Below are 20,616 nucleotides of genomic sequence, written 5' to 3' on the forward strand. Positions count from 1 at the left end.
GGTTTCTCCTAAGCGTCGACAAGTTGATTCGCCGGCGGGACGGGGACGGTGCGATTCTCGTAGTTGCGGGCGATCAATGTCTTCTCACCGGACATCCTGGTGCGCGCCCACTTCCCCAGGACGCGGCTGGCGATGCCGGGTTTCATCAGCGCCAGAGGCGGTTTGACCAGATGGACCACGGCGAGGAACTCGCGATAGGCGTCCAGGTCGTCGTGCACCAATTCCAGTAGCCGGTCCATGTACCAGGTGAGCACCCGGAAGTAGAAGGGCCGTTTCTTGTCGACGTCCTTCATCCAGTCGAAGCGCAGGTTCTGCTCGCGGATGACGAACCAGGCGGTGTCGGCCATCTTCGAGATCGAGCGGTAGTACCGGCGCGGCAGATCCGGGTGCCCGGGACCGTACTTGGCGAGCAACAGCTGCATCTCGCGAACCTCTTTGAGGGCCAGGCTCATTCCCAGGCCTGACACGGGATCGGCACTGGTGTAGGCGTCGCCCACGGCCAGGAGTGCACGCGGCAGGTTGCGCTTCTTCTCATAGTGCAGGCGAAGCATGTTGGGATAGCGGAAGTTGTAGATCGGCGACGCCGGCTCCAGTCCGTCGATGTTCTCCCCGATGACCGGTGACGGCATCAGGTTGGCGAACTCGCGGAACTCCTTTGCCGTTCGGGGGGGCGAATAACAGTTGTAGGCGACCAACGAGGTGGACAGGATGGTGCGCGAACTGTCGGTGTAGTACTGCGCGGCGTAGGTGTCTTCGAAGGGACGGTAGGCGTAGCAGATCACCATCACCTTGTCCTGCCATTGCCGCTCCGGCGGAACCCGGTGTTGCATGGTCGAGTAGAAGCAGTTGATGATGTCCTGTTCGACCTCGGGAGCTCCGACCCCGATGCGTTCTAAGAACTCAGGAACGCGGGTGTTCTTGCCCGAAGCGTCGACGACGAACTCGGCGGGAATCACTTCTGGTTCGCCGCCGCCGCGGTCGACGGCGACGCCGACGACGGTGTTGTTGTTGCGGTCGAAGATCAGGTCGGTGACCTCGGACTCGTAGCGGAAATCGATGCGTTCTTCGTCATCCAACCGACGGCGCACACACCACTCCAGCAATGGCCTTCCCGCGCAGACGATCTCGATATCGCTGGTGCCGGGCTTCTTCCAGCTCCCGCCCAACCGGATCCGGTACTGGGCCGCCATGTCGACCTTGAAGGCGCCCTCGCGCACCATGTCGTCGACGATGCCGGGGAAGAAGCGCTCCAACTCGATCTGCCCCGCGGTGAGCAGGTGATGCAGGTGCCAGCCCTGCGCCGCGCCCGGCCGGCCCTCTCGCCGGCGATGCGGGTCGTCCTTCTCGAGCACGATGACGCGTTCGAACGTTTCACTGCAGACCTTGGCCGCGGCGATGCCCGCGATGCTGCCTCCGATGACCACGGCGGTGCCGCGCCCGCGCCGGCGCACCTCGGCGATTTCGGGTTCGGTGTACTCCTTGTGGACGGGCTTGGTCCGCCGCGTCGCGCCGCTGGCGACGAACTTCTCGTAGTACAGTCCGGCCCGATGGAAGCCGTTGTTTTCCAACCAGGTTCGGGTGGCTTCGACCATGGCGGCGGGTCCGCACAGGTAGACGTCGGCGTCACCGCCGGCAAGCATTCGTTCGTCGAGTAGATCGGTGACCAGACCCGTCCGGCCATCCCAGTCCGGCGCCGGATTTGCGACGATGACGTGGACCTCCAGCTGGGAAATCCGACGTCGCAGTGCCGAGAGTTCGTCGAGCTTGCAGAGGTCTTCGGGAGAGGTCACTCCGTAGAGCAGATAGACGGGTTGGGCGGCGTCGGCATCCAGGCTTTCGGCCATCGCCAAGATCGCAGACAGCCCCGTCCCGCCCGCGACCAGGATGATCGGCCGTACCACGGGACGCAGATAGAAGTTGCCCTTGCTGCATCGCAGCGCGATGTGGTCACCGGGCTTCGCGTGGCTGCGGAGGTAGTTCGACATCACCCCGTCGGGCAGCAGTCGAACAATGAACTCCAACTCGGAGCGTCCGTCGGCGGGGTGCGCGTAGGAGTAGTTGCGCCAAGTGGTGGTGCCGGGAACCTGCAACTGGGCGAACTGGCCGGCCTTGTAGTTCAGGGTGCCCGCCATACCTGAGACATCGATCCGCAGCAGCGCCGTGGTGGGCGACACCAGGTCGACTCCGGTCACCACGCCGTCTCCGGTGACCAACAATGCGGCATTGTCGTCGGCCGGATACTGAAGTTCGATCCGGCAGTCGGTATCGGCGAATGTCTGACAGGTGAGGATTTTTCGCGCCGCGCGCTCCACGTCGGACAGGCCCTCGGTGCGGCCCATCGTGTACTTCCCTGCGGTGCAGGTGGCCACGCAGGTACCGCATATGCCGCTTTGACATTCGTTGACGATGGCGACGCCGTGCTCCTCGGCGGCGTCCAGGACCGTCTGGTCCGGCCGCACCGGCATCGTTTTGTGCGTGCCGTCCGAGTAGCCGACAGTGACTTGACGATCCATTTCGCTGCCCCTAAACGGCCACAGTGACGGGCTTCTTGGCGATACGGGCATTGAGTCTGGGCATGACCTCCTCGGCCAACAACCGCAGTGACTCCTTCCACGGTCCAGGGTTGTCGGAGTAGTCGAACCCGAGGACTAGCAGATGGCCGAAACCGCCGACCTGATCGTAGGTCGCCTCGAGCTTGTCGACCACCGTGTCCACCGAGCCCACCACGAAGGTGTTCTCTGCGAGGTATTCCGCCGTCACGTCCTCGTCGGGCACCGTCGGATTGTGCTTGTAGAACTTCGTCATGCCGAACATCCGGAACGTCGGCAGCACGTATTCACGCATCGCGCGGCCCATCGTTCCGTCGACGGCATAGCGGAATGCCTGTTCGTCGGTCTCGGCTACGAATACCTCACGTACCAACCGCCAGTCGTTGCGATCCGGCGTGCGGCCGCTCCGTTCAGCGCCTTCCAGCACCGCATCCCAGTGCGTGGCAACATATTCGGCGTTGAGGTCCAAACTCATTGGGATATAGCCGCGTTCGCCGGCCAGCTTCAGCGTGTCCGAGCCAGCGCTGAAGCCGGTGACGCCGATGGGTGGGTGGGGCTTCTGGAAGGGCTTGATGTGGCGCTTCATCAGGCCTTCGAACATCGGCGCAATTCCGTTGGCGTTCCAGTACTTCCCGCGATGCTCCCAGGGCTCGTCCTCGGTCCAGATGCGCAGCATGATCTCGAGCGCTTCCCGGGTCATGTCCCGATGCTCGCCGTTCTTGCCGTCCACGTCATAGAGCGCCCAGTCCCCCGGAATGCCACTGGCACCCACGCCGAGCATGAAACGTCCCTGGGCGAGGTGGTCGAAATAGGCCACCCGATGGGCCAATTCGACCGGGTGGTGGTAGGGCAACAAGTGGGCGCCCGGCGCGAGCTTGATGTTTTTCGTGCGGAGCAGCGCCTGCGCCAACAGCAGGTCAGGAGCGCAGATCGGTTCCCAGGGCACGGTGAAGTGCTCGCCCACCCATGCTTCCACGTAACCGAGCTGGTCGGCCAGTTCGATCATGTCCAGGTCCCACTGAGTCGCGTCGTAGAGGGTGCGCTCCGGCGGATGCGCCGGCATGAGGAATATTCCGATCTCCATCGTTCACCCTTCGTGGTTGGGCCCGCGGCGTCTTCGGTAGGTACATGACAGTACTAGCAAGATACTTTACTGCACACAAGACCCTTTTTGCATGGGTTTTTGCGTGAATATTCGTGAACAAGTCGCGTATCGGCTATGGACATGTTGGTCATCTGCCGCGTAATCTCGCACAGGTCACTTGTTCTGCGCGCAGTGAGCACCGACAAGGAGCTGCCATGAACGTCGCCCTGCCGACTCCAAACGGGAGTCCGCTCGATCGCCGGTCGGACGGGGAGCGCTCCTTACCGCACTTCGACTTCATCGAATACGAGACGATCGACGACGGCCGCATCGCGGCGATCACCCTCAACAGACCCAAGCAACGCAACGCCCAGACCCGCGGAATGCTGGTGGAACTTGGCACGGCGTTCGAGCTCGCCGAGGCCGACGACGTGGTCCGCGTCGTCATCCTGCGGGCGGCGGGCCCCGCCTTCTCGGCCGGCCATGACCTCGGGTCCGCCGACGACGTCCGGGAGCGTTCGCCGGGCCCCGGGCAGCACCCCACCTACCAGTGCAACGGGGGGACCTACGGCGGGGTGGAGTCTCGCAACCGCCAGGAGTGGCACTACTACTTCGAGAACACGAAGAGGTGGCGCGAGCTGCGCAAGATCACCATCGCCCAGGTGCACGGGACGGTCCTGTCGGCCGGTCTGATGCTGGCCTGGTGCTGTGATCTGATCGTCGCCAGTGAGGACGCCGTCTTCGCCGACGTCGTCGGAACACGGCTCGGCATGTGCGGGGTCGAGTACTTCGGCCACCCCTGGGAGTTCGGTCCGCGCAAATCCAAGGAACTGCTGCTCACCGGCGACTGCATCGGCGCCGACGAGGCACACGCGCTGGGCATGGTGAGCAAAGTGTTTCCGCTTGGCGAACTATCAACCAGCACAATTGAATTCGCACGTCGCATCGCCAAGGTGCCGACCATGGCCGCCCTGCTGATCAAGGAATCGGTGAATCAGACCGTCGACGCGATGGGCTTCAACACCGCGTTGGACGGTTGCTTCAAGATTCACCAGCTCAACCACGCGCATTGGGGCGAGGTCACCGGCGGGGAGCTGTCGTACGGAACGGTCGAGTACGGACTCGACGACTGGCGCGCCGCCCCGGAGATCCTGCCCGCGCACAAGCATCGGCCCTGACCTGGGTGCTCGGCGTGGATATCAGCTACCCACCCGAAGCGGAGGCATTCCGCGACAGGATCCGCGCGTTTCTGGCCGAGCACCTGCCGCCCGGCTGGTCGGGTCCCGGAGCACTGGCACCAGGCGACCGGGAAGCGTTCGCGGCACAGTGGCGGGAATCCTTGGCCGCGGCCGGTTTGGTCGCCGTGTCGTGGCCGAAGGAATACGGCGGCGGTGGTCTTTCCGCTATCGAGCAGGTGGTACTGGCCGAGGAGTTCGCCCGGGCCGGCGCGCCGGAGCGGGCGGAGAACGACCTGTTGGGTATCGATTTGTTGGGCAACGCCTTGATCGCGCTCGGTACCGAGGAGCAGAAGCGGCATTTCCTGCCGCGCATCCTCAGCGGTGAAGACCGCTGGTGCCAAGGCTTTTCCGAACCCGAGGCGGGTTCGGATCTGGCATCCGTGCGTACCCGGGCCGTCCGGGACGGGGACGAGTGGGTGATCAACGGTCAGAAGATCTGGACATCGGCGGGTGCCACGGCGAACTGGATCTTCCTGCTGGTGCGAACCGATCCGAGCGTGCCGAAGCATCAGGGCCTGTCGTTCCTGTTGGTGCCCATGGACCAGCCCGGAGTGGCGGTGCGGCCGATCGTCAACGCCGCCGGACACTCGCTGTTCTGCGAGGTGTTCCTGACCGATGCGCGGACCAGGGCCGACAACATCGTCGGCAGGGCTGGCGACGGCTGGTCCACCGCGATGACGGTGCTCGGCTTCGAACGTGCCTCACAGCTCACCACCGCGGCCATCGATTTCGGCCGCGACCTGGAGCGGCTGTGCGAACTGGCCCGCGAGCGCGGGTTGACCACCGACCCACTCATTCGAGATCGGTTGGCGTGGTGCTATTCCCGTGTCCAGATCATGCGATATCGGGGCTACCGCGGCCTCACCTTGTCCCTGAACGGACAGCTGCCCGGTGCCGAGGCGGCGATCACCAAGGTCATCTGGAGCGAGTACTTCCGCCGCTATACCGAGCTCGCGGCCGAAATCCTGGGCCTTGAGGCGCTCTGCCCGTCGGGACCGGGAAACGGCGAAGCGCGGCTGGCTCCGGAGGCGGGCACCCCGAACTCCCCCGCGTGCTGGATGGACGAATTGCTCTACGCGCGCGCCGCGACGATCTATGCCGGCAGCTCACAGATACAGCGCAACGTCATCGGCGAACGGCTGCTGGGGTTGCCCAAGGAAGCGAGGAACTGACTTGGACTTCGGTTACAGCACCGAGCAAGAGGCTTTTCGAGCTTCACTGCGCGGATTGCTGCGTAGGGCCGGCGGCCGCGACCGGGAGGTCTGGCAGCGGCTGTGTAACGAGCTCGAGTTGCCCGGACTGCACGTACCACCGGAGTACGGCGGAGTGGGGGCGACCCTTGTCGAAACCGCCGTCGCGTTCGAGGAACTCGGCCGGGTGCTGACGCCAGTTCCGTTCGCGGCCACGATGTTTGCGATTGAAGCGCTCCTGCGCACGGGCGATGAGGACCAGTGCAAGACACTGCTGGCCGGCCTGCTGAGCGGGGAGCAGATTGGCACACTTGCGTGGTGTGGCGGTGACTTCTCGGCAACGACGGTGCGTGCCGAACAGCGCGATGGCCGCACGGTTCTGACCGGCAACTGCAACCCTGTCTTGCACGGCCAGGTTGCCGACGTCTTCGTGGTGCCCGCTGCCACGGAGGGCGCGGTGCGCCTGCATGTGGTGGCGGCCGATGCGGCGGGGGTCACGGTGACGCCGTTGAACTCGTTCGACGCCACCCGCCCCGTCGCCGCGCTGCAGTTGGCGCAAGCTCCGGCCGATGTCTTGGCCGCGGGTTCCGCCGACGACATCGAGCGTGTCCTCGACGTGGCCCGGCTGCTGCTGGCCGCCGAGATGCTCGGCGGAGCGGAAGCGTGTCTGGAAATGGCCGTGAGATATGCCTGCAGCCGAAGGCAATTCGACCGCCCGATCGGTTCGTTTCAGGCGGTCAAACACGCCTGCGCCGACATGCTGATCGAGGTGGACGCGACCCGGGCCACCGTCATGTACGCCACCATGAGCGCCGCGGACGACCGCGAACTCGCGGTCGCCGCGCCGCTGGCGAAGGCTCAGGCGGCGGACACCTTCGCGTTATGCGCAGGCAACGCCATTCAGGTGCACGGTGGTATCGCGTTCACCTGGGAGCACGAGCTGCATCGCTACTTCCGCCGTGCCAAGACTGCCGAGGCGATGTTCGGCAGTACCGCCCAGCACCGCGCCCTGCTGGCCGATCGCGTCGGCCTCTGAGACCTGCTGGCGCTCAGGACGTCAGGCGTTCAGCGCGGCCAGGGCGGCGTCGTAGTCCGGCTCTTGTGCGATCTCCGGCACGAGCTCGGTGTAGGCGACGTTCCCGTCGGCGCCGATCACCACGATCGCCCGCGACAACAGGCCGGCCATCGGTCCGTCGGCGATGGTCACCCCATAGTCCTCGCCGAAGCTGTCCCGGAACGCCGACGCGGTGGTCACGTTTTCAATGCCCTCGGCACCGCAAAAGCGCTTCTGGGCGAACGGCAGATCCTTCGAGACACACACCACGGTGCCGCCACTGGCGGCGGCGCGTTCATTGAAGGTACGCACGCTCGTCGCACACACGGGTGTGTCGACGGACGGGAAGATGTTCAGCAGCAAGGACTTACCCTGAAACTGATCGCTGCTCACCGACCCGAGATCCGCTCCGGTCAGGGTGAAACTCGGGGCCGGAGAGCCGACCTCGGGTAGCTCGCCGACGGTATTGATCGGGTTCCCACGCAGGGTTATCTGTGCCATGGGCACAGTCTGCCAAGACCGCTGAGGCGGCGATGACCCGGGCCATGGCGCCGCTGTGTCCTAATCTGTGGGGTACACGTCATAGACGCCACGATCTGCGGTGGCCATGATGGGACGTATGCCCCGCAAAGTGGTCATCGTCGGCTTCCCTGGCGTGCAGTCACTCGACGTGGTGGGCCCCTATGACGTGTTCACCGGCGCATCGATGCTGACGAACAGCGGATACGACGTGGTGGTGGGCTCCCTGGACGGTCAGCCCATCACGACCCCAACCGGCCTGGCGTTCGTGTCGACGCCGTTGCCCGATCCGAGTGACGTCGCCGACGGCATTGACACCGTCATCGTGCCGGGCGGCGCCGGGGTCGACGCCGCGCGGACCGATGCGGAGCTCCTGGCCTGGATCAAGGCCGTCGCCGACACCGCGCGGCGCGTCGTGACGGTCTGCACGGGTGCCTTCCTGGCGGCGGAGGCGGGCCTGCTGGACGGCTGCCGGGTGACCACACACTGGGCTTTCGCCGATCGGTTGGCTCGTGAGTTTCCGGGGGTCGACGTCAACCCAGACCCGATCTTCATGCGGAGTTCCGAGAAGGTCTGGACCGCCGCGGGCGTTACCTCGGGCATCGATCTCGCGCTGTCATTGATCGAAGACGACCACGGCACCGAAGTCGCGCAAACGGTTGCCCGCTGGCTCGTCCTGTACTTGCGTCGCCCCGGCGGCCAGACGCAGTTCGCCGCGCCGGTGTGGATGCCCCGGGCCAAGCGCCCGTCGATCCGGGAGGTTCAGGAAGCGATCGAGGCGCAACCGGGTGGTTCGCACAGCATCGAGGAACTGGCCCAGCGGGCGGCGATGAGTCCGCGGCACTTCACCCGGGTGTTCACCGAAGAGGTCGGTGAGGCTCCGGGGCAATACGTCGAGCGCATCCGCACCGAGGCCGCGCGTCGGCAGTTGGAGGAAACCGACGACACCGTGGTGGCGATCGCCGCTCGGTGTGGTTTTGGCACCGCAGAAACCATGCGGCGCAATTTCATTCGCCGGATCGGTATCTCGCCGGACCAGTACCGCAAAGCTTTTGCTTGACAACTGAGGAGATGACGATGACCCAGATCGCGTTTGTGGCATACCCCGGATTTACCGCGTTGGACATGATCGGTCCGTATGAGGTGTTGCGGAATCTGCCGCAGACCGAGGTCCGGTTCGTTTGGCATGAGGTCGGGCCGGTCACCGCCGACTCCGGCGTTCTGGTCATCGGTGCCACGCACTCACTGGACGAAACTCCTTCGCCTGACTTGATTGTCGTGCCGGGTGGGCCGGGGACGCCGGTGGCCGCGCGGGATGAGAAGTTGCTGGAATGGTTGCGTCAGGCCCACCAGACCGCCACCTGGACGGCTTCGGTGTGTTCGGGCTCGGTGATTCTGGCCGCCGCCGGTCTGCTGCAGGGCCGGCGCGCGACGTCGCACTGGATCAGCCTTCCCGCGCTGAAGGCGTTCGGCGTCACGCCCGTCGGTGACGAGCGAATTGTGCACCAGGACAACGTCATCACCAGCGCGGGCGTTTCTGCGGGGATCGACCTTGGGTTGTGGTTGGCCGGCCGGCTGGGTGGTGAAGGCCGCGCCAAGGCCATTCAGCTGATGCTCGAGTACGACCCACAGCCACCGTTCGACTGTGGCCACATGTCGAAGGCTTCAGCGACCACCAAAGCGGCGGCGACCGCGTTGCTTTCCAAGGACAATGCGACGCCGGCCGCGCTCAAGGCAGGGACGTTGCTGGCGTGGGAACGGGCGCTGAACGCGGTGCGGTCTCGTCGGCGCAGGCGGGTCTTGGAGCGCGTCTGATCACGCCTTGGGTTCCAGAAACTTCGTCGAGGCCAGTCGGCCGCCGGCTTCCAGCCAGGCGCTGACGACACCCGGCGCGTCGCGGTTGGGGTTGTAGATGTCTTCTTCGCTGGAGAACAGGCCGTCTCCGGCGTAGACCAGCCTGGTCCAGTTCGGGAACCAGAACGGCTCTTGGTGGGGGTCGGTCGGGTGGTCGAGCAAGTTCTTGATCATCATCACGACGGCGTCATTGTCTTCGTCGTAGGCGATCCATTCGGACGGAAATCGCATGTGCGGGAACGGGGCCATCACCGCAACGATCCACTCACGGACCGCCTCGCGCCCGTGGAACACCCCGTAGTGGTGTTCGGTGTAGACGACATCTTCGGTGAACAGATCTGCAAAGGGACTCCAGTCGCCGGAGGCTGAGCACCCCTCGGCGACGGCGGTGTAGTGCCTGACGGCTTGCTCGATCTCTGCCTTGGTGAACTTGCCCATAACGGACACACTAGAACGCGTGAGCGTATTGGAGTTGTTCGACTTGCATGGCAAAACGGCACTGATCACCGGAGCGTCGACCGGGATCGGCAAGCGGGTGGCGCTGGCGTACGCGGAGGCTGGGGCGCAAGTAGCCATTGCGGCAAGGCATTTCGATGTCTTGCAAAAGGTCGCCGAGGAGATCGTCGCGGCCGGCGGCACCGCCCTGCCCATCGCTTGCGACGTGACTCAACCGGAGCAGGTGAGCGGCATGGTGGACAAGGTCGTCGCCGAGTTGGGTGGGATCGACATCGCCGTCGCCAACGCCGGCATCCTCGAACTCGCACCGCTGTTGGACATGTCGCCCGAGGATTTTCAACGCATTCAGGACACCAACGTCACCGGCGTCTTCCTAACCGCCCAAGCGGCGGCCAGGGCGATGGTCGAGCAGGGTCGGGGTGGATCCATCATCACCACGGCCTCCATGTCGGGACACATCATCAACATCTCTCAACCGATGGGCCACTACTGCGCGTCCAAGGCCGCGGTGATTCAGCTGACCAAGGCGTTGGCCGTGGAGATGGCTCCGCACAATATCCGGGTGAACAGCGTCAGCCCGGGCTACATCCTCACCGAGTTGGTCGAGCCGCTGTCGGACCTTCATGCGCTGTGGAAACCCAAGATTCCGCTCGGCCGCATCGGCCGCCCCGAAGAACTCACCGGCCTATACCTCTATTTGGCGAGCGAGGCGTCCAGCTACATGACAGGCTCCGACATTGTGATCGACGGTGGATACACCCTCCCCTGAGCCGGGCGAGGCCCGGTTCGATTGCGCGGTGTGCGGTGGGCCAGCGGGCCGCGTCAAGTTCCTCACTTCGGCCGATGCGGTCTCCGAGGATGGTGCGCCGTCTTTGCAGGCTTTGGCTGAGCTCGATGTGATGTATCGGCCGATGCGGCAGGCCGCGCTCCTGGTGGAGACCTTCTTCGGAGTCGCCACCAATCCCGTCTCCAGCGAACGCATGGAATGGGTGAGCTACGCGATTGCCGACCGGGACGCCGCGGCGCTTTACCGAATGGGCTACGCGTACGCGCCATTTCATTGTCCAGAGTGTGCGGCGTGTTACTGCGGCGAGCATTGGGATTGGCGGGAATTCGACGACGGCCCGTTCAGCGGCGTCGAAGGTCATTGCCCCGACGGGCACTTTCACGTGCTCGCCTACTGAACTACGCTGGGTCGCCCGAACTGGGTGCGGACTCCGGGCGAGAAGAGGGCACGCAGCCGGTCGCCGGCCGGCCGCACCCCGGCCGCCTGGACCAGTTCGTCGTGCAGTTCGACGATTTCGGCGGCCCGCAGCGGCCATTCGTCGTGCACGTTGGGGAGCCACCACGTCCGGCCCGCCCTGCGGGTGTGGGCGCCCCAGCGTGCGGTGAGCCAAACCTCAAGCGGGGTCGGTTCGATCGCGTCGCCGACGGCGACCGTCACCCGATTGTGCAGTCCGCGCTGGGGCCAGCGTCGCACGCTGTGATACGTGATTTTGTTGCCGGAGCGTGTTATTCGCATTTTCGCCCAGGTGTAGGGAACGCCCAGCCCGATCCGGGTTACCGGCACCACCGCCAGGCGAGTGGTCTCCAGCGACCGGAACAGCACCCCATGCCGGCCGGCGTCGTCGATCGAGTACAGCCGCACGTTGGTTTCATGGAATGACCCGAGATACGGAAGCGGCAGTGCCGCACCGAGTTTGGTGGTCATGGTGAACGGCACCAGTCCCACGTAGGTCAGCCCGTCGGCGAAGACGTCGGGACGGGTCCCCGGCGGGTACAAATGCGCGATGCTGTCCGGCGCTACCGGCCAGTGGATGAAGGTCAGGTCGCGCCAGAACTGGTCGAAGGTGACCGGACGAACCAACGGTGGCGGTGTGATCGGGTAACCCGCCAACTCGGGGATCTGGTGGGGTTCGTCAGGAGACGGCGTGGCAGTCACCGGACCATGGTGACAGTCGGCCGCCGAACGTGGGCGCGATGTCCCGAATTTCGACGATTTTGGTGCACAGGCCACACGTTCGGCGGGCTTACGCGCCGACTGTGGACTCGGCGACCGCGCCGAGCGTGTGGCGCATGGCCCGCATCTCGATGTTGTCGGTGCACAGGCCACACGTTCGGCGCGCACGAGACCTGGCCCGCGGCTAATGCACCCCGAGAGTGCCGCTCAGGTATTCCGCGCGGCAGGCCACTCGGGCCAGCTTGCCGCTGGTGGTGCGTGGGATGCCGCCGGCGGGCAGGAAACGGACGTCGGCGACGGGCAGCCCATGCCGACTCGACACTGCCGCGCGGATCGTGTCGACAGCGGGTGCGGGATCGGCGCGGCTGGTACCCGTGGCCCGTTCGGCGATGACCACCAGGCCCTCCGGCACCGCGAACGCCGTCACGTATCCACGTCGAACCATCGGCGATGCCTCCGCGACGGTGGCCTCGATGTCTTGCGGGTAGTGGTTCTTGCCGTCGATGGTGATGAGGTCGGCGATCCGGCCAGTGACATACAGCTCGCCGTCGAGATATACGGCGAGATCGCCGGTCCGCAGCCAGTTCCCGTCGATCTTGGCGCCATTGACGTGGCTGCCCTCGGGCAGCGTCGAGGTCAGTTTTGCGCCAAACGTCAGCTGCGTCTCGTCGGGCCGTCCCCAGTAACCTCTTCCGACGTTGTCGCCCTGCAACCAGGGTTCGCCCACCCGGCCGTCCGGCAACTCGGCACCGGTCTCGGGATCCACGATCACCGCGGAAAGACTGCGGGCTACCTGGCCACATGACACCTGCCCAACGGCATTCGGGTGATCGGCCGCAACCTGCACCGCCTCCCCCGCGCCCAGTCGCTCCCGGTCCAGATAGATGACCGACGTCTCGGCGTCAGGGGCAATGGTGGCGATCATCAGCGTCGCCTCGGCGATTCCGTACGACGGCTTGAATGCGGTGCGCGGCAATCCATACGGAGCGAACGCCTTGTTGAACATGTTGACCGCGTTGATGCTGACCGGTTCGGAGCCGATGATCAGCACCACGTTGTTCAGGTTGATGTCGTCACCGGCGGCAGGCAGTCCACGCTGAGCCGCCCACTCGTAGGCGAAATTCGGAGCCGCGGTGACGACGCGTCCGGTCCGGCATTCGTCGGACAACGCCTGGATCCACCGCTGCGGCCGACGCACAAACGCGGTGGGTGACATCAGCGTGGTGTGGCCGCCGTAGACCGTCGGAAAGCCGATCATCGACAGGCCCATGTCGTGGTAGAGGGGTAACCAACTGACGCCGTGGGTGTTTCGGTTCATCAGGTCGATCGACAGGATCATCTGCGCCAGATTCGTGGCGACCGCTCGGTGGGTGATCTCCACGCCGATAGGGGGTCGCGTTGCCCCGGAGGTGTACTGCAGGTACGCAACGGCGTCGACGTCCAGGTGGACTGGAGTGAACAGGTCTTCGGCCGAATCTGGGATCTCGTCGATGACGAGGACACGCGGCGTCGGCAGGCCGGTGAGAGTACCCAGGAAGTTTTCGATGGCGGCTTTGGCGGATGTAGTGGTGAGTACGGCGGTCGGTCGCGAGTCGCGCAGCGCCGTTTCGAGACGTTCGGCGTGGCCGGGAAGTTCCGGGGCGAACAGCGGCACCGCGACCGTGCCTGCCTTGATCGCGGCGTAGTGGCCGACAACCCAGTCGATGCTCTGCGGCGCCAGGATCGCAACGCGATCTCCCGGGCCGGCGATCTGCTGCACGTGCGCTGTGACGGCGCGCAGGCGGACGCCGAACTGGGCCCAGGTGACGTCGAGAGCACGTGCGTCGCCAGCGCCGGTGTGGTCCAGGAAGCGGTAGGCGACCTCGTTCCCGACGTGCCTGATGTTGCGGTCGATCAGCGAGATCAGCGTGGTCTCCGGGGGCAACACGATGTTGCCGTCGACGTCTAAACAATCCTCGATGCGTAGCAGGCCGTCATACACCACCGACCTCGACTGGGCACCGCCTTCCATAACCGCAGTCTATAAATGACCGGTCCCCCGTCGGCGCAAGCGTGGTGTGGTGCGAGCCACGCTGGCGGTCTACCCAGGAGCAAACGTGAACGCAGGCGAGCATCCGGTTACGACCCGCGAGGCCGCACTGGCCCGGGTGTTCGCCTACCGGCAACGTGGTCGTAGCAGGCCCGTGCCGGTTCGCGCGTTGGTCGTCGTCCTCGGCGGTGCGTTACTGGCCGCGTCCATCCCGCTGATCGTGCTGCTGCCCGAAATAGGCGTCCCAATGGTCCTAGTCGCGTTTCGTCTGCTGGCGGTCGAGGCGGATTGGGCGGCACGTGCGTACGCATGGACCGACTGGCGCTTCAGCCAATTGCTGGCTTGGTTTCATCGCCAAACGCGGGCGGCCCGGTGGGCGATCATGGCGGTGCTGGTGCTGCTCGTGGCCGCGCTGGTGTGGGTGCTGATCTACGAGCTGTAACGAAGTGTGTGGTACGCCCTACGACGCGGGCTCCTGCTGGGCAGGTTCGTAGTAGGAGGAACCCTGATGCGGCACCTCCAGCGGCCCTTCCCGGCGAGCGGTCGCGATTGCGCTGCTCAGCAGCGGAGCGAGCCCGGCGAACGAACCCATGTCCAGCAACATCAGCGTCAGCAGCCGATTGTGCACGTACGCGATCGAGCTGCCGGTGTCCGGATCGGCCCAGCCGAGAGTGCCGCCGAGACCGATGTGACCGTACCCGGGCAGCAGTCCCGGCACCGGTGACGACTGGTAGCCCTGGTGGTAGGTGAACGGGATCCCCAGGTTCAGGTCGGGGGTGAGGTCGGGTTCTCCCTTCAGCTCGCGCACCAGATCCGACGACAGCAGCCGCGTTCCCTCGATGGAGCCGTCGTTGGCGATGGCGCCGTACAGTTTGGCCAGGCCGCGTGCGGTCACGACGCCGTTCACGGCCGGAACCTCGCCGTCGAGGAACGGCATATCCCCCTGCAGCATCGACATGATGCCGGGGAAATACATGGATGCCAACAGGCCGGTGGAAGTCAACCCGATCACTTTTGGTGCCACGAAGTCCAGCAGCGGGGTTGGGATATTCGCTTGCGGCATAAGCGTTTGCGCCGCCGTGGTGGGCGCGTCACCCGGCGGGCGCCCCAAGTGCAGGCCGTCGGTGTCCAGCGGCTGTGCGAGCTCTTCGCGGAACAGCTGCCGCATGCCTTTGCCGGTGACCGCCCGGGCCAACCCCGACAGCAGCCAGCCGTACGTGATGGCGTGGTAGGCGGTCTTCCCGTGCGAACTGTCCAGCGGCAGCTGGGCCAACCGTTCTTCCATCTGAAGGTGGTCCAGCACATTGTTCTTCCGCACTCCCTTGAGGTGCGATAGCCCACTGCGGTGCCGCAACACGTCGCTGATGGTGATCTTGGATTTGCCGCTGGCGCCGAATTCAGGCCAATAGTCGGCGACAGGTGCGTCGTAGGACAGCAACCCCCGATCCACCAGTCGATGGATTACGGTCGCGGCCAGTCCTTTGGTCGCGGAAAAAACCATGGCACCGGTGTCTGCGGTCCAGGGCACCTTGCCGCGTCGGTCCGCATAACCGGTCCAGACGTCGACGACCTGCACGCCGTCGATGTAGACCGACAGCGCGCCACCGCCCAACTTGCGGGTGGGGAACAACGCGACGAGCGCGCGGACCACATTCGCGAAGCGTGAATCGCAGGCACCCTGCGCGCCGGACGGCAGGCCGTTATCGGGAGTGAGGACAGACGCTTTCGCCATACCGTGCATGATTGCAGGCCGGGGTGCGCCCAGCCTAGAAGAACCCGCAATTTCTACATCCAAAGGCGCCCGATCGCCTCGGTCATGGCTTCGGGATCCTGTTTGTCGGCGTTGCAGCTGACGGCCACCGAGGTGCGCCGGTCGCCGCTGACTCGAAAGTCGCTGACGAAGCCGGCCCAGGAGCCGTCGTGCTCGAGCATGCCGTTGGCGAGCACGAAGATCCCCGCGCCATAGCGGTCGCTGCCACCGGGTTCGGTTTCGACCGCGCCCGCGAGCTGCGCGTCGAGCAGCTGCGGTCCGCCCACATTGCCGGTCCGGTAGTTGTCGCCCCAGCGCACCAGCTGCGAGGGGGTGGTTTGGATGCCACCGTCACCGACCTGTTCCCACGCGGAATTGGCCAGCTCATACTCGCGTTCGCTGCCGCCTGTCGTATATGACATGGCCTTGTTGGGAATTCGTCCGACGGGGTCCAGCACCATGCCCAGGCCGAGCGGCTGGAAGATCTGTGCCGCCAAATAGTCCGCCAGCGGCTGGGCGGCAACCCGGTGGACGATCTCGCCGAGCAGCAGGTAGTTGGAGTTCGAGTACTCGTAGCGTGACCCGGGCTTGAAGGCCAGCTCCGGTACGTCTGCCACAGCTTGTAGCGCTTGTGTTTGGGTGGTTGCGTCGCCGAGCTGGAAGCCCTTCTCTTGCAGCAAGCCGGTGTAATCGGGAATGCCGCTGGTTTGGTGCATCAGCTGCCCCACACTGACTCTGGTGGCCCACGGGGGCAGATCGGACACATATTGGGACACCGCGTCGTCCAGCGTCAGCTTCCCCGCCTGAACCATCAGCAGTATCGCGGTGGCAGTGAATTGCTTGGACACCGAGGCGATGTCGAACACCGTGTCGCTGGTGATCTTCTCGCCGGTACCCAGATTTTGGACGCCGCGAACCCCCGTCCACACGACCTTGCCCTCGACACCTACCGCGGCCGAACATCCCGGTTCATCGGCTTTGATCGCGTCGTCGAGAACGGCTTGGCTGCTGCGGGCTTTCTCGGTAGCGGTTGCGGTCGTGGTTGGGGTGGTGGCGACTGTTGATGAGGGGTGGCCGCCACAGGCAACGAGCACCGCCGAGACCGCCATAATGGTGAGCTTGCCCAAGCGCGGCACGGCTGGCAGCGTAGCCGGTCACCCGGCGAAACCTTAGCGGCGTCCTTGCAGAATTGCCTCGATGTTTCGTTCGGCGAGCGCGGTAACGGTCATAAACGGGTTGCAGCCAAGATAGCCGGGGAGCAACGACGCGTCATTTACGTAGAGGTTGTCATAATTATCGACGCGCCCGAAGTTGTCGGTGGCGATACCCCGCACGACGCCCCCCAACGGATGGACCGTGTAGGGCTCGAACACATTTCCGTTGAAGATGTCGCTGCGGTAATCAACGTCGTTGGCGTGGACTATTTTGTCGAAAACCGCTTGCGCTCTTTGGGTTAAGTGGTCGCTATAGGCTTGCGGCCAGTCGATGGTGATCGCGTCGGAGTGGCGATCGTAGGTTATGGTCGCACGGTCGCCAGTCTTGACCATGGCGTAGTAACCCAGCGTGAAAGTCTCCACCGGCAGTGGAATCGAGAACACGCTGGCGTAGATCGGGTTGTCCGGGTCGTCACGGCCGTCGATGTTGATCATGCCGAGCAGAGACTGCTCGGTGCCGGTCGGATCGCTTTCCTTGACCGTGTGGGTGACCATGACGTCGCCGTTGTTGCCGTATCCGTGCCCGATCTCTGCGCTCAGGTTGGGCAGCGTCCCGGTCTCGCGGGCCCGCAGCAGCAGCTTGTTGGTGCCCAGGACTCCCGCGCTGAGGAACAATTGCTTGCACCCGAATTCGTGGCGCGCGATCTCCTTGCCCCACCGGTCGATTTCGCGGGCGGACACGACGTACTCACCGGAGCGCTCGCGCCGGATCTCCGTTACTTCCGTGAGAGCCTGCAGGGTGACTTTTTGGGTGGCCAACGCGGCCGCGATGTAGGTCTGGTCGACGCTGCCGAAGCGGCCGTAGTTGTTTCCGTACTGCTGCTCAAGGTTCAACGCGGAGCGTGGAACCTCGTGCGCTTCTTCCTTTCTCAGGTAATCAAAGGAGTACGCGCTGCCGTTGTAGTCGACGTCATATCCGGCCGCTGCCGCATATTGTCGGCCCACCCGCGCATACTGGAATACCGGTGTTTGCTCGAACCATTCCATGTCGCGGTAGTTGATGCGAAGGGCATTGGCGGCTCGCTGGATGTAGGTGCGTACGAACTCGGACGGGTCGATGTCGGGGAAGGCGGCGCGAAGTTGGGCCGGGGTCGGAATGGCGGCAATGGCGGCGTTGATCATCGACCCGCCGCCGACCGCGATACCGCGGAACACGGTGTGTGCCCCCAGGGCGACCTTGTCGCATATCCCGGCCTGGACCGGCTGGGGCGAGGGCACGCGCTCGGCTACCGCATCGATCGAAACCCCCTCATAGGAAGGGACCAGACTCGGTGGGTGTGGGGTGAACCAGCCCGCACGTGTGTCGGGCGGCAACATCCTCGAGAATCGTTTGTTGTCGTTGTCGGGGGTGTCCCACAGCCTGCCCTTCTCGATGATCAGCGTCTGCACACCGGCCTGACCGAGCCGCAGCGCTGACACCCCTCCGCCGTAGCCACTACCGATCACGATGGCTTGGTAGTGGCGGCGAAGCGCCGCGGGGTTCCGGTTGGATCCGCACCCGACAATGCCCGCGCCGACGGTGCCCGCCGCGGCCGCGAGGCCCGCGCGCAACAGCTGTCTGCGCGAAATGGGTGTCATTGCACCAGCGGCTCCGGCGGATACCGTGCCAACAACTGCTTGCGATGCCGGGGGCAAACCGCCGCCAACCGGACGTCACCGCCGTAGTGCTCGACCACTCGTCGGTCCATCAGACGCCGCCACCAGGGCGGGATCCAGGCGGTCACGATCATGCCGGCGTACCCGGAAGGCAGCAGCGGCGCTTCGTGGGCATGGTGGAGTGCCTGATATCTGCGCAGCGGGTTGGCGTGGTGGTCCGAATGCCGTTGCAGGTGATACAGAAAGACACTCGAGACGATCGTGTCGCTGTTCCAGCTGTGGGCGCGCGACACGGGCTCGTAGCGGACGTCGGACACCCGCTGGCGCCGCAGCCCGTAGTGCTCCAGGTAGTTGACGGTCTCCAGCAGGCAAATTCCGACTGCCGCCTGGCCGATCAGCCACGGCAGCACGACTACGCCAAACCAGCATGCGAGCACAGCAAACAGCGCGACGCTGAGCAGCCAGGCGTTCAGAATGTTATTGCCCAGCGAGTACGGGCGCTGATTCTTGCGCGCCAACCGTCGCGCTTCGAGGGCCCACGCCGACCGGAGGCCACCCACTACCGAGCGTGGGATGAAGCGGTAGACGCTCTCCCCCAAGCGCGCGCTGGCCGGGTCCTCCGGCGTGGCGACCCGGACGTGGTGTCCACGGTTGTGCTCGACGTGGAAATGGCCGTAGCAGGTCTGGGCCAGCGCTATCTTGCTCAGCCTTCGGTGGTTCGCCGTGCTTTTGTGTCCCAGGTCGTGTGCGGCGTTGATGGCACACCCGCCGACTATTCCGACGGTCACCATCAATCCCACCTTGTCGACGATGGTCATGGTGAGCCAACCGCCGCCGGCCCAGAGCCAGCATGCGAACAGCAGAGAGAGATATTGCGCTGGCAGATACAAATAGGTGGCCCACCGGTAGATGGGGTCTTGCTCCAACTGAGCCAGTGCGCTGTCGGGCGGGTTGCTGCTATCCCCTCCGACAGCGTGGTCGAGCAAGGGAACGAACCCGAATGCCAGCACCGTGCCGATCCACCAGAAAGCCTCGTAGCCGATAAACCACACGCACAGCCACGAAAGTCCCACCAGACCGGGAACTACCGCACCCAACAGCCACAGGTATTTCTTGCTGTCCCGCCAAACTGGCACCGTTGCGTTCGCCTGCGAATATCCGTGTTGAGCGTATGGCGCAATCGACTCGGTTGACCCCAAAACGACGCCTTTCTGCCGCAACGAACGCAGGGATAACGCGGCGATACTAGAACATCACAGCGAATAAAGCAGAGGCATGTGACGAAACCGTGCTGTAAGTACAGCGAAAGTAAGCGCCAGACGGTGGATATCAAACCCGCATATGCCTGTGTCCTGCAGGGGAAGTCCACATACTTTACACAACAGACTCATCGAGGGGGAGCTTTCATCACCTTGTCGAGAGTTTCGGCATTAATAGTGCGGCGCATAACGGTTTTGTTACGAGTTTCCGGTACCGGTGCGGTGCGGGCTATAACATCTGGACATTCTCTCGCCGATTTGGAAAGCGGGTTGCATGCATGTCCTTTCTGGTTACGGCTCCGGAAGCGCTCGTTGCGGCGGCCACAGACTTGGCCGGTATCGGTTCGGCGGTGAACACGGCCAACGGCGCGGCGGCGGCGCAGACGTCGGCGTTGGTAGCCGCGGGCGCTGACGAGGTGTCGGCGGCTATCGCAGCGTTCTTCTCCGCCCATGGTCAGGCCTATCAGGTGATCGGCACACAAGCAGCAAACTTTCACAACCAGTTCGTGCAGGCCCTGACCGCTGGTGCGCAGGCGTACGCCAGCGCTGAGGCAGCGAATACTCCGGCTCTCACCGACAACCCGGTGCAGTTTGTGCAGCAGGAAGTCCTTCGGCTGATCAACACACCCAGCCTGCTCCTGACCGGGCGCCCCATCATCGGCAACGGTGCCAACGGCGCCCCGGGCACCGGACAGGACGGGGCTCCCGGTGGATGGCTGATCGGCAACGGCGGGAATGGTGGGTCCGGTGCCCGGGGACAAAACGGCGGCGCCGGCGGAGCGGCCGGGCTTATTGGCACCGGGGGCGCGGGCGGGGCCGGCGGGCTCTCCGAAGGGGGTAATGCGGGCAACGGTGCCAGTTTGG

Annotated in this window: 19 protein-coding genes; 9 read left to right on the forward strand and 10 right to left on the reverse strand. The window is 64.7% G+C overall.

Annotated elements, in window-relative coordinates; genetic code table 11:
• Nucleotides 1-8 precede the first annotated feature (8 nt).
• A complete protein-coding gene (locus BST27_RS18610; protein WP_069419315.1) occupies nucleotides 9-2,513 on the reverse strand; it encodes an FAD-binding oxidoreductase in 2,505 nt (834 codons plus the stop codon).
• A 10-nt stretch (nucleotides 2,514-2,523) separates the two neighbouring features.
• Nucleotides 2,524-3,633, reverse strand: coding sequence for an LLM class flavin-dependent oxidoreductase (locus BST27_RS18615; RefSeq protein ID WP_069419314.1), 1,110 nt, complete (start codon nucleotides 3,631-3,633; stop codon nucleotides 2,524-2,526).
• Between the two features lie 215 nt (nucleotides 3,634-3,848).
• On the opposite strand from BST27_RS18615, the gene BST27_RS18625 reads away from it, so the two are divergent.
• Genes BST27_RS18625 through BST27_RS18635 form a run of 3 tightly spaced genes read left to right on the forward strand, consistent with a single transcriptional unit; the run spans nucleotide 3,849 to nucleotide 7,097 of the window.
• Nucleotides 3,849-4,811, forward strand: a complete 963-nt coding sequence (locus tag BST27_RS18625) for an enoyl-CoA hydratase (protein WP_069419313.1) — start codon at nucleotides 3,849-3,851, stop codon at nucleotides 4,809-4,811.
• A 14-nt stretch (nucleotides 4,812-4,825) separates the two neighbouring features.
• Nucleotides 4,826-6,043, forward strand: a complete 1,218-nt coding sequence (locus BST27_RS18630; RefSeq protein WP_069419389.1) for an acyl-CoA dehydrogenase — start codon at nucleotides 4,826-4,828, stop codon at nucleotides 6,041-6,043.
• A gap of 1 nt (nucleotide 6,044) precedes the next feature.
• The gene (locus tag BST27_RS18635) at nucleotides 6,045-7,097 is read left to right on the forward strand and encodes an acyl-CoA dehydrogenase family protein (RefSeq protein WP_069419312.1); all 1,053 of its coding nucleotides are present in this window, start codon (nucleotides 6,045-6,047) and stop codon (nucleotides 7,095-7,097) included.
• 21 nt (nucleotides 7,098-7,118) lie between these two features.
• On the opposite strand, the gene tpx is transcribed toward BST27_RS18635, so the two are convergent.
• Nucleotides 7,119-7,616, reverse strand: coding sequence for a thiol peroxidase (tpx, locus tag BST27_RS18640; protein ID WP_069419311.1), 498 nt, complete (start codon nucleotides 7,614-7,616; stop codon nucleotides 7,119-7,121).
• 118 nt (nucleotides 7,617-7,734) lie between these two features.
• Here tpx and BST27_RS18645 point away from each other — a divergent pair, with 118 nt between their 5' ends.
• Both BST27_RS18645 and BST27_RS18650 read left to right on the forward strand, forming a co-directional pair.
• Nucleotides 7,735-8,694 (forward strand): GlxA family transcriptional regulator, encoded by a 960-nt coding sequence (locus tag BST27_RS18645; protein WP_069419310.1) that lies wholly within the window; start codon nucleotides 7,735-7,737, stop codon nucleotides 8,692-8,694.
• A gap of 17 nt (nucleotides 8,695-8,711) precedes the next feature.
• Nucleotides 8,712-9,449, forward strand: coding sequence for a DJ-1/PfpI family protein (locus BST27_RS18650; RefSeq protein WP_069419388.1), 738 nt, complete (start codon nucleotides 8,712-8,714; stop codon nucleotides 9,447-9,449).
• Here BST27_RS18650 and BST27_RS18655 read toward each other — a convergent pair whose 3' ends face one another.
• Nucleotides 9,450-9,926, reverse strand: a complete 477-nt coding sequence (locus BST27_RS18655) for a nuclear transport factor 2 family protein (RefSeq protein ID WP_069419309.1) — start codon at nucleotides 9,924-9,926, stop codon at nucleotides 9,450-9,452.
• A 19-nt stretch (nucleotides 9,927-9,945) separates the two neighbouring features.
• Here BST27_RS18655 and BST27_RS18660 point away from each other — a divergent pair, with 19 nt between their 5' ends.
• Both BST27_RS18660 and BST27_RS18665 read left to right on the forward strand, forming a co-directional pair.
• Nucleotides 9,946-10,713, forward strand: a complete 768-nt coding sequence (locus BST27_RS18660) for an SDR family oxidoreductase (RefSeq protein ID WP_069419308.1) — start codon at nucleotides 9,946-9,948, stop codon at nucleotides 10,711-10,713.
• Nucleotides 10,694-11,128 carry a hypothetical protein gene (locus BST27_RS18665; RefSeq protein WP_139805232.1) on the forward strand — a complete coding sequence of 145 codons (435 nt, stop codon included), beginning with the start codon at nucleotides 10,694-10,696 and terminating at the stop codon, nucleotides 11,126-11,128. The genes BST27_RS18660 and BST27_RS18665 overlap by 20 nt, the downstream gene beginning before the upstream one ends.
• Here BST27_RS18665 and BST27_RS18670 read toward each other — a convergent pair.
• Both BST27_RS18670 and BST27_RS18675 read right to left on the reverse strand, forming a co-directional pair.
• Nucleotides 11,122-11,886, reverse strand: a complete 765-nt coding sequence (locus BST27_RS18670) for a YqjF family protein (RefSeq protein WP_232007277.1) — start codon at nucleotides 11,884-11,886, stop codon at nucleotides 11,122-11,124. The genes BST27_RS18665 and BST27_RS18670 overlap by 7 nt on opposite strands.
• Nucleotides 11,887-12,088: 202 nt before the next feature.
• Nucleotides 12,089-13,915 carry a fatty acyl-AMP ligase gene (locus BST27_RS18675; protein WP_069419306.1) on the reverse strand — a complete coding sequence of 609 codons (1,827 nt, stop codon included), beginning with the start codon at nucleotides 13,913-13,915 and terminating at the stop codon, nucleotides 12,089-12,091.
• An 85-nt stretch (nucleotides 13,916-14,000) separates the two neighbouring features.
• Between BST27_RS18675 and BST27_RS18680 the strand changes: the two genes are divergently transcribed.
• Nucleotides 14,001-14,375, forward strand: a complete 375-nt coding sequence (locus BST27_RS18680) for a hypothetical protein (RefSeq protein ID WP_069419386.1) — start codon at nucleotides 14,001-14,003, stop codon at nucleotides 14,373-14,375.
• Nucleotides 14,376-14,393: 18 nt separating this feature from the next.
• Here BST27_RS18680 and lipL read toward each other — a convergent pair whose 3' ends face one another.
• Genes lipL through BST27_RS18700 form a run of 4 tightly spaced genes read right to left on the reverse strand, consistent with a single transcriptional unit; the run spans nucleotide 14,394 to nucleotide 19,629 of the window.
• The gene (lipL, locus tag BST27_RS18685; RefSeq protein ID WP_069419305.1) at nucleotides 14,394-15,665 is read right to left on the reverse strand and encodes an esterase/beta-lactamase LipL; all 1,272 of its coding nucleotides are present in this window, start codon (nucleotides 15,663-15,665) and stop codon (nucleotides 14,394-14,396) included.
• A gap of 53 nt (nucleotides 15,666-15,718) precedes the next feature.
• On the reverse strand, nucleotides 15,719-16,792 hold the full coding sequence (locus BST27_RS18690) for a serine hydrolase domain-containing protein (RefSeq protein WP_069419385.1): 1,074 nt from the start codon (nucleotides 16,790-16,792) through the stop codon (nucleotides 15,719-15,721).
• A 60-nt stretch (nucleotides 16,793-16,852) separates the two neighbouring features.
• Complete coding sequence (locus BST27_RS18695) at nucleotides 16,853-18,475, reverse strand: GMC oxidoreductase (RefSeq protein WP_069419304.1); 1,623 nt, start codon at nucleotides 18,473-18,475, stop codon at nucleotides 16,853-16,855.
• Nucleotides 18,472-19,629: an alkane 1-monooxygenase gene (locus BST27_RS18700; RefSeq protein ID WP_232007276.1), complete on the reverse strand. Its 1,158-nt coding sequence runs from the start codon at nucleotides 19,627-19,629 to the stop codon at nucleotides 18,472-18,474. Before BST27_RS18700 ends, BST27_RS18695 begins: the two co-directional genes overlap by 4 nt.
• Before the next feature lie 401 nt (nucleotides 19,630-20,030).
• Between BST27_RS18700 and BST27_RS18705 the strand changes: the two genes are divergently transcribed.
• On the forward strand, nucleotides 20,031-20,616 hold a 586-nt coding region (locus BST27_RS18705), incomplete at its 3' end, for a PE family protein (RefSeq protein ID WP_139805233.1).

This window comes from Mycobacterium intermedium, from assembly GCF_002086275.1.
In the GTDB taxonomy this organism is placed as follows: Bacteria; Actinomycetota; Actinomycetes; order Mycobacteriales; family Mycobacteriaceae; genus Mycobacterium; species Mycobacterium intermedium.